Annotated in this window: 1 pseudogene; it reads right to left on the reverse strand. The window is 66.0% G+C overall.

The features are described from left to right. Positions 1-486 (reverse strand): annotated as a pseudogene (locus J5M71_RS27675) (DNA ligase-associated DEXH box helicase); the annotation flags it as partial.

The raw sequence follows: 486 nt of genomic DNA on the forward strand, positions 1-486 counted from the left end.
GTTCGCGCAGATGGCGCACGAGCACGCCGATCGAGCCGTGGGTGACCATCACCCGTTCCGCGCCGGTCTGGTTGATCGCCCACAGCAGGCCGGGCCAGTCGGCGTGATCGGAAAGGACGAAACCGCGATCGACGCCGCGCCGCCGCCGGGTCCCGCGCAGGCGCATCCAGCCGCTGGCAAAGGCATCGCTGAACTCGCCGAAACGACGCATCCAGGTACTGCCGCCTGCTGACGGCGGAGCAATGACCAGCGCCTGGCGCATGATCGGGTCGCTTTTTTTCACGTCGCCCGCATAAATCGTCGGCGGCAGGTACACGCCGGCATCGCGGTACACACGGTTCAACGGTTCGACCGCGCCGTGGCTGAGGATCGGGCCAAGGGTTTCGTCGATGCCGTGGAGAATCCGCTGCGCCTTGCCGAAGGAATAGCAGAACAGCACGCTGGCCTTGCCGGCGGCGATATTGGCCGCCCACCACTGATTGATCT

The organism is Pseudomonas sp. 43(2021), from assembly GCF_017490805.1.
Taxonomy (GTDB): Bacteria; Pseudomonadota; Gammaproteobacteria; order Pseudomonadales; family Pseudomonadaceae; genus Aquipseudomonas.